Annotated in this window: 9 protein-coding genes; 2 read left to right on the forward strand and 7 right to left on the reverse strand. The window is 71.7% G+C overall.

Annotated features, from left to right (window positions below; genetic code table 11):
* Positions 1–293 precede the first annotated feature (293 nt).
* Positions 294–884: a GNAT family N-acetyltransferase gene (locus G6017_RS06510; RefSeq protein WP_182616539.1), complete on the reverse strand. Its 591-nt coding sequence runs from the start codon at positions 882–884 to the stop codon at positions 294–296.
* Positions 877–1,485, reverse strand: coding sequence for a GNAT family N-acetyltransferase (locus G6017_RS06515; protein WP_182610502.1), 609 nt, complete (start codon positions 1,483–1,485; stop codon positions 877–879). Before G6017_RS06515 ends, G6017_RS06510 begins: the two co-directional genes overlap by 8 nt.
* Positions 1,486–1,601: 116 nt before the next feature.
* Here G6017_RS06515 and G6017_RS06520 point away from each other — a divergent pair, with 116 nt between their 5' ends.
* Positions 1,602–2,240: a TetR/AcrR family transcriptional regulator gene (locus G6017_RS06520; protein ID WP_206682223.1), complete on the forward strand. Its 639-nt coding sequence runs from the start codon at positions 1,602–1,604 to the stop codon at positions 2,238–2,240.
* Between the two features lie 5 nt (positions 2,241–2,245).
* Here G6017_RS06520 and G6017_RS06525 read toward each other — a convergent pair whose 3' ends face one another.
* Positions 2,246–3,448 (reverse strand): oxidoreductase, encoded by a 1,203-nt coding sequence (locus G6017_RS06525; RefSeq protein WP_182616541.1) that lies wholly within the window; start codon positions 3,446–3,448, stop codon positions 2,246–2,248.
* Positions 3,449–3,597: 149 nt separating this feature from the next.
* Here G6017_RS06525 and G6017_RS06530 point away from each other — a divergent pair, with 149 nt between their 5' ends.
* A complete protein-coding gene (locus tag G6017_RS06530) occupies positions 3,598–4,125 on the forward strand; it encodes a bifunctional adenosylcobinamide kinase/adenosylcobinamide-phosphate guanylyltransferase (RefSeq protein WP_182616543.1) in 528 nt (175 codons plus the stop codon).
* Positions 4,126–4,194: 69 nt separating this feature from the next.
* On the opposite strand, the gene G6017_RS06535 is transcribed toward G6017_RS06530, so the two are convergent.
* The 4 genes from G6017_RS06535 to G6017_RS06550 form a co-directional block, all read right to left on the reverse strand.
* Positions 4,195–5,775, reverse strand: coding sequence for an FAD-dependent oxidoreductase (locus G6017_RS06535; protein ID WP_182616545.1), 1,581 nt, complete (start codon positions 5,773–5,775; stop codon positions 4,195–4,197).
* The gene (locus tag G6017_RS06540; RefSeq protein ID WP_182610508.1) at positions 5,775–6,791 is read right to left on the reverse strand and encodes an AurF N-oxygenase family protein; all 1,017 of its coding nucleotides are present in this window, start codon (positions 6,789–6,791) and stop codon (positions 5,775–5,777) included. The genes G6017_RS06535 and G6017_RS06540 overlap by 1 nt, the downstream gene beginning before the upstream one ends.
* 128 nt (positions 6,792–6,919) lie before the next feature.
* Positions 6,920–7,585 carry a TetR/AcrR family transcriptional regulator gene (locus G6017_RS06545; protein WP_241730559.1) on the reverse strand — a complete coding sequence of 222 codons (666 nt, stop codon included), beginning with the start codon at positions 7,583–7,585 and terminating at the stop codon, positions 6,920–6,922.
* Positions 7,586–7,676: 91 nt separating this feature from the next.
* Positions 7,677–8,317, reverse strand: a 641-nt coding sequence (locus G6017_RS06550; RefSeq protein ID WP_182616548.1) for a Rossmann-fold NAD(P)-binding domain-containing protein, incomplete at its 5' end; no start/stop codon positions are given.

Consider the following 8,317-nt stretch of genomic DNA (forward strand, 5'->3'; position numbering starts at 1 on the left):
CGGCCGCGGGCGAGCGCGGCGACCGGGAGCAGACACAGGAGCACGACGGCCCATCCGCCCGGACCGGGCACCCAGCCCCCGGCAGCAGTGTGCGCGACCGTGGCGGTGAGCACGGACGCGAGCACCACCGCGACCGCGCGCCACTGCGCCATCGGGTCGCAGTAGCCGGTCACGACGTAGAACCTACGTCACCGCGTGATCACCACGCCCTCGCGGCTCCGCCTCCCCGTCGTCGGCTCCTCGGTCTCCCGGTGGCCTACCCGCCAACCTCCTCGGCAGCGGAGAGTGAGCGGTCAGGTGGTGCGGGTGTGGGCCCCCATGTCGTCGACCTCCATCTCGTCGAACTGCATGTCCCAGACGGGCGGCCCGTCCGGATGGTCGCGGCGTCCGGTGACGTGAAACCCGTGCCGCTCGTACAGCCGCACGTTCCGCTCATCCGAGGTCTCCAACCGCACGGCGCGGGCGCCTCGACGTCCCGCCTCGGCCAGAGCAAACACGAGCAGGGAGCTACCGAGACGCCTGCCCTGCGCGGCGGGGCGCACCCCGAGGGTCTCCAGGGTCCACCCGTCGTGCGGCGGCGATCCGTCGGCCAGCCTCCCGATGCGGTCGCCGTGCAGGGCCACGATCTGCTCGACGGCGTCGTCGTCGGCGTCCGGGGCGTCCGGGGGCAGGAGCGCGATCACGCCGTCACGGTCCTCGGTGACCGCGACGACCCCGTGCCGATAGGCGTGCGCCAGATAGAGCTGCTGCAGGGTGAGCAGGCGCTCGGCGTACCCCTCCTCGGGGATGACGTGACGGGTCCAGGGGTAGTGCGCGAACGCCTGGGCCAGGGTCTCGGCGGCGGGGGCGAGATCGTCCGGCGAGGCGAGGCGGGGGTCAGTCATTCTGGGCTCCTGCGGGTCGGATCATTGCGGTGGATTCCTGTCCGGGCCCCGTGGGCACCGTGCCGACGGGGAGGAAACCGAATCGCTCGTACAGGCGGCGGCTGCCCGCGGTGGTCGCCTCGAGGAACACCGGCTCCGGCCCGCCCTGGTCGATGATGTCCAGGCGGTGGCGCAGGAGGGCCGACCCGATCCCCTTCCCGCGAGCCTTGGGTCCGGTGGCGATGTCGTGGAAGTACCAGTGCGGCTCCGACGGCCGGTGTGCCTCGACCGCGCGGGTGTGTGCCATGCCGCGGCGCGCGGTGGGCGAGATCAGCAGTCGGAGAACCGCTGTGCCTCTCTCGCCCCATCGTGACCAGCGCCCCGCCTCGCGGTGCGGAGGCTCCCAGAGCAACGCCCCCAACGTCTGCCCGTCCTCCACGGCCACGTCGACCCGGTCCGGGTGCCGACGCACGTGGCGTCGATAGTGCGCGGTCAGGCGTGCGGACCGTGAGGCCTCGTCGGGGAAGAACTGCGCCCACGCCGGATCAGCGCCGAACGCCTCCCCGAGCATCTCCCCGATGGTCTGTGCATCGGAGGCCGCCGCCGGTCTGACTTCCACCATGTCTTCCTCCCTCGATCGCGCCCTATTCTACAATGTAGAAATAGTGTCTCGGGCTTGTCGGCCCGAAAGTGGGGGGACTGATGGTCGAGCGCCGCGTCGGACGAGGGCCCAGGGGGTTGTCCCCCGCCTTGATCGTCGAGGCGGCTGTCGGCGTGCTGGAGGAGAGCGGGCAGGAATCGTTCAGCATGCGCAGTGTGGGGCGCGCGGCGGGGTGCGACGCGATGTCGGTGGCCTATCACTTCGGGTCCAAGCAGGGGCTGGCCCGGGCCATGGCGTCGTGGCTCGACGGTCAGGTGCGGCCCGCCCCACCCGGGGCGCCCTGGCGACCGACACTGCGTCACCTGGCTGAGCAGTACCGCGCCCTGGCCAGGGCGTATCCCCGGACGTTCCCGTTGCTCCAGCGGTTCACCCACACCGGGTCGGCCGATTACGCCACGACCGAGGTGGTGCACGCGGCGATGCTGGGTGCGGGGGTCCCCCGGCCTCAGGTGGTGACGGTGACGGTGGGCTGGTACGCGACCGTCCTCGGGCTGGCCACGGCGGAGGCCCTAGGGTTGGTCGCTCCAGTGGACGACGTCACCGCGGCGGAGATCGAGGCCCTGCCCGCCGGGGACTATCCGCTCACCACCGGGCTCCTGGACGACTATCGCGGGATCGACCCCGGCGTCGTCTTTGGCACCGCCGTGGAGCTGATGCACGACGGGATCGAGCGGCTGGGCGGCGACCCGACCCCGGGCGGTCCACAGCGTCCCTAGGTACCTCAGCCCTCGGGGGTCCGCAGAGGCATCTCGTGAACCTCGCGGACGAACTCCGGCAACGGGTCGCCGGTGCGCAGGACAGTCGCGATGGCCGGATCCGCCAGGTGGAGCCGGCCCACCGAGATGAGGTCGAACTCGCCGGCCTCCAGGCAGCCCGCCACGGCATCGATGTTGTCCGCGGTGTGGGCGGGCGCCCCGGACTTCTGCTCGCGGAGAGAGGCCCCGATCCCCACCCCTCCGACCGCGCCCGTCGGCAACCCGGTCAGACGGCGGGCCCATCCGGCCAGGGACACCTCGCCGTCGTCGCCCTCCAGGTCCGGGAATGCCGGGTCGTTGAACCGCCTGGTGGAGGCGTCGAGCAGGTCCACCCCTGCGTCGGCGAGGGCGCCGAGGTACACGCCCAGCTCGTCGGGCGTGGTGGCCTTGCGGGCGGTGTAATCCTGCTGGGTGTGCTGGGAGAAGCGGTAGAACAGCGGGGCGTCGGGCCCGATCGCCTCGCGGACCCCGGCGACCACCGCGGCGGGGAACCGGCTGCGCGCGGCCAGGTCGCCGCCCCAGGTGTCGGTCCGCCGGTTGGTGTCGGACCAGACGAAGGAGTCGAGGAGGTACCCGTGCCCGCCGTGGAGGGTCACGCCGTCGAATCCGGCCTCCATCGCCAACCGGGCGGAGCGGGAGAACGCGTCGATCACCCCGGCGATGTCGCCCTCGGTCATCGGTGCGACCTCCGGTGACCACCGGGCGACGCTCCGCTCGGAATAGGTGGTGACGCCCGGGGTGCCCCATCGCCCGGACGGCCGCATCGGGTGCCTCTCCATGAGCCTGTCCCGGTTGGCCCGGTCGAAACGGGCGTTGGCGCCCCAGAGCGGGCCGACGTGCCACAGCTGCGTCAGGATGCGGCCCCCGGCGGAGTGGACCGCGTCGGTGACCTGCCGCCAGGCGGCCACGGACGCAGGCCCGTCGAGGCGGGGGATCCAGCCGTGATCCACCGAGGTCGGGTGGTCCACGCCGATCCCCTCTGTGACGATCAGCGCGGTCCCGCCGGCAGCGCGGGAGGCGTAGTAGTCGCGGTTCACCTCGTCGGGCAGGGCGTCCGGGCAACCCATCCGCGTCATGGGCGACATGACCAGGCGGTTGGCCAGCTGTATGGACCTGACCTGCAGGGGTCGGAACAGTGCCTCGCGCGTGGTGGCGACCGATGACGTCATCTCGTGGGACCTCTTCTACTCCGGTGAGGGCGAGCTTCCGGGCCCGGGCCGGCGACGCCATCACTTGACAACTGTCAATAGTAGAGAAGTCCGGCCCGCCGTGGCGAGCGTTCCGCCCGACCGCCTCCACCGGGTCCTACGCTGTGGTGATGAGAGTCCTGGTCACGGGGGGCGTGCGCTCCGGTAAGTCGAGGCACGCCGCCGGCCTGCTGGAGGGCCGCGACCACGTCACCGTCGTCGCACCCGGACCGGTGGCGGACGGCGGCGATCCCGACTGGGACCACCGGGTCGCGCGCCACCGCGCCCACCGGCCCACGGGATGGGACACGGTGGAGACCGTGGACCTCGCGTCGGCGCTCGGTGCCGCCGCCGGTCCGGTGCTCGTCGACTGCCTGGGGACGTGGGTCACCGCGATCCTGGACCGCGCGGAGCTGTGGGATGCGCCGATGGACGCCGCGCACGACATGGTGGACCAGCACGTCGCGGCGGTCCGTGAAGCCTTGAGGGATCACGACGACGAGGTGGTGCTGGTGACCAACGAGGTCGGATACGGGGTCGTGCCGTCCCATCGCTCCGGCGGGGTGTTCCGTGACCTCCTGGGCGCTGTCAACCAGGGAGTCGCCGAGGCGTGCGACGAGGTGCACCTGGTCGTATGTGGTCGGGTACTCCGGGTGTGACCCCCGCCCCGGAAGTCGGATCGACTCCGGGGCCCGGCCGGTAGCGGACCGGAATCGCCGTAGCCCCGGTCACCGACGCTGCGGTACGAGCGACCATCGACTCCCCGCGCGTGCCGATCGCCCCTCGCGATCCGGAAGCTCCGTGCGATAGGGAAGACCGGCGTGGCCGAGCAGCCCCGCGTTGGCGTCGGCGAGCAGCGCGTCGACCGTCTCGCGGGCGCAGGTCTTGTTGGACCCGATGAACCCGCGGGGACCTCGCTTGATCCATCCGACCACGTAGGCGCCGGGGACCTCGGACCCGCCGGGGCTGTCGAGGACGCGGCTGGCGCGGTGGGGGATCGTCGCGGTGACCGGGTCGAACGGCACGCCGGGCACGGGTACCCCGCGGTAGCCGACCGAACGCAGGACCAGTCCCGCGGGCAGGACCTCCTCGGTTCCCGGGCGGGGGACCGCGCGCACGTCGCCGTCCAGGCTGGTCAACTCCGTCCCCGCGATCCGCAGTCCCTCGACGCGTTCCGCACCGACGACCTCCACGGGTGCGGTCTGGAAACGCAGGACGATCCGCGGCATGCCCGTCCGCGGCGTGCGGGCGGCCACCTCCGCGAGGCAGTCGAGCATGAGGGATCTCTGGGGATCGGTCTCCGCCCCCGGATCGATCCCGTCCGGGGCGTCGACGCGCAGGTCGATGTCCTCACGCGAGGCCAGCCCGACGAGTTCGGGAAGGGTGAACGCGGCCTGGGCGGGCCCGCGTCGACCCAGCACGACGATCTCCCGGATGCGACTGTCCCGCAGGGCCTTCAGGGCGACAGGGGAGATGTCGGTCGCGGCGAGGGACTCCGCAGGGGTGGCGAGGATCCGGGCGACGTCGAGGGCGACGTTGCCGTTGCCCACGATGACGGCCCGCTCGTGGTCGAGCGGGACCCGGGCCTCGACGTGGTCGGGGTGGCCGTTGTACCAGGACACCACCTCCGTGGCGGACATGCTCCCGGGGAGCCCGGTGCCCGGGATCTCGAGGGGGCGGTCGGTGCTGGCCCCGGTCGCGTAGACCACGGCGTCGTGGGCGGCGGCGAGCTCGTCCACGGTGACATCCCGGCCGATCTCCACCCCCAGCCGGTAGGTGAATCCGGCCTGGGCCTCGATGAGCGCGAACAGGTCGGTGACCGACCGGGTCCTCGGGTGGTCGGGGGCCACGCCGTGCCGGGCCAGGCCGTGGGGGACGGGCAGGCGATCGAAGACGGTCACCTCGACGCCCGGCTGCCTGAGCAGCTCGTCGGCGGTGTACAGAGCGGCGGGGCCGGCTCCGACGATCGCCACCCGCAGTGGCTCCCCCGCGGGGCCGCGGTCCCGCACCAGACGGCGGATCGGGGGGACCGGCGCCTGGGGCGGGTACGGGCGAGACGGCGTGCTCAACACGGCGTTGAGGTCGAGGAAGACCTGCTCGCCAGGGGCGAGGCGGTCGTCGGGGACGATCGCCCCGACCGGGCACGCTCCCACGCACGCCCCACAGTCCACGCAGACGTCCGGGTCGATGTACAGCATCTCGGCGGTGGCGAAGTCCGGCTCGTCCGGAGTCGGGTGGATGCAGTTGACCGGGCACGCGTGGACGCAGGACGCGTCGGCGCAGCAGGCCTGCGTGACGACGTGGGGCATCAGACGGCGGCGGAGTACGAGACGGGCGGCTCGCTGCGGTAGCGGGAGGCGCGGCCGTCGATCTTCAGCGCCCGCCAGACCCGCCGGGCGAGCGGGTTCATCAGGCCGGACTGCTCGGCGAGCATCCGCACGTCGGAGAAGAGGTCGGACAGGAACTCGCGGGACTTCGGGCTGTCCCAGTACAGCTCGTCGATGACCTCGCGGGGGACACCGAACTCCTCGCGGAATTCCTTGGTCGGCTTGAGGATGGAGTCGCACAGCACCCGCATGATCACGGGGAAGGCCAGGGAGACCGCGAAGATCTGACCGCGGCTCATCCGGGGCGCGTGGCGGGCCACGTAGGTGTGCGCGAAGGAGATGTGCCGGGCCTCCTCGGCCACGTGGATCTCCATGATGCGGCTCAGGACGGGCGGGAGCTCGTCCGCGCCGCGCAGGATCTGCTTCTGCGTGTGGTCGATCGGCTCCTCGCCGGCGAGGACGCCGATGAAGAAGCCCACCGGTGTGAGGGAGGCGAACCACGGGATGATCGGCGAGACCCGGCGCATCCAGCGGGGCAACCCGGGTACGTCGGCACCGATGATGTTGACGCCCTGCTGGAACATCTGGGTGTGGTGGCACTCCTCGGTCGCCTCGTGGGTGAGGTACCGGAACTCGGCCGACCCGTTGTCCAGGTTCGAGATGTACTGCATGATCCCGCGGATCAGGATGTTCTCGAACTGCAGCCCGACCTTCATGATGTTGGCCTGGCGCCACAGCCCGATCTCGATCTGGGTCTCGACGGGCAACGCCTGGTACCAGGGGTGGGCGCCCAGCGGATCCACGTCCGCGGGCAGGACCCAGCGCTCGTCGGTGCGGTCCACACGGAAGTCGGGGTGATCCCAGGGGACGTCGACGAACGCGTCGAAGTGGCGTCGGACCGACGCCTCGGACAGGCGGAGGAGGGCGGCGTCATACTCCTCGCGGGAGCTGCTCGGGGTCGGGCTCGAGGGGGCGGTGGTGGGCGTGGGTGCGGTCATGGCGATCCCTTTCGTTTCCGACGATGTGGGTCGGAGAGAGCCTCGGAGTACAGAGTGACATTTGAGGTCTCTTTGTAACTGAGGCTAGGCAGCGCGGGCCCTCGTGTCAACGCCCGGGCGCCTACCGCCTACGCACCGTCGGAATGTCCCCGCCCACCGCGGAGTTGTGGGCCCAGGTGCCTCCTGGCGAACTCCCGGGCCACGTCGGGGTCGTCCAGATCGATGGTCGTGGAGGGGGTGAGGACGAATGAGATCACCAGACGGACGGTCACCTCGGCGGCCACGAGCAGTTCGTCGTGCGACCGGGAGTCGTCGAGGCTGGTGGCCATCTCCGAGGCGAGGAACTCGGCACTGCTGCTGACCAGGGGTTCGGCCCGGACGGTGAGATACGGGACGGCGACCTCGGGTTCACTCTCGAGGAGCCGGTTGAGCAGCCCGTGGGCGCGCAGGGTCTCGACGGTGTAGAGGAAGCCTTCGGTGAGCTTGGACTCCACGTCGTCGTACCGGTCGATCTCCTGCTTCAGCCCGGCCAGGATGCGTCCGGACTCGCGGAGCAGGACGGCGTTGATGAGCTCCTGCTTGTTGGCGAACCGGCGGTAGAGGGTCATCCGGGACAGGCCCGACCGCTGCGTGATGTCCCCCATCGTCGACCGGGTCACGCCGAAGAGCTCGAACTGCCGCACCGCCGCGTCGAGGAGCTTCTCCCCGATGTCGTCCGTGGTGCCGCTCGGCACGTGGCGGTCCAGGGCGGCGCGGATGAAGGTCGCGGCGGTGAACGGGAGATTCGCGGGCATCGGTCGATTGTCCCTCACCGGGCGCGCTCGCGCCGGGGTGTGGAATGACCCGGTGTGGCGGGACCCGGGACGTCGCGTCCGGACCACACCGTCAGTCCCCGAGCGCGCGACGGATGGCGTCGTCGATCCCGGTCATCTCCCACCCCGGGGGGAGCAGGTCCGTCGCCGGGCCGGCGGCCACCATCTCGTGGCGGAGACTCTCGATCAGCCCGGCGACGGTACCGGCGTCCACGTCCATGAGCGGGGACAATCCCGCCGCGACCAGATCCCACGGCACCCCGAAGACCGGGACGCGGAGTGTCGGGAGCCCGGCGACCCGGGAGAACCTGCGCAGCAGCGCGGGGTAGGTCAGCGCCTCCCCGCAGCCGAGGTCGCCGTGCCCGGTGCGGGGAGCCACTTCGAGGGCGTGACACAGGGCCTCGACGACGTCACGCTCGGCGACCGGCTCCACGCGGCCGCCGCGCATCCAGCGGGGGACCGGTTGGACCGGCAACCGTTCACACAGGGTGCGCATCATCTCGAAGCCCACCGAACCGGAGCCCAGGACGATGCCGGCCCGCAGGGTGAACACCGGCGTGGGTCCGTCCGAGAGCAGGTGTTGGACCTCGAGTCGGGAGGACATGTGCCGGGAGAGAGGCTCCCCGGGGCCTCCGGACGGGGCGAGCCCGGAGACGTACACGCACCGCTGGACGCCGGCTGCGGCCATCGCGTCGCGCATCGCGGACGCGCCCG

The organism is Dietzia sp. B44, from assembly GCF_014145245.1.
Taxonomy (GTDB): Bacteria; Actinomycetota; Actinomycetes; order Mycobacteriales; family Mycobacteriaceae; genus Dietzia; species Dietzia natronolimnaea.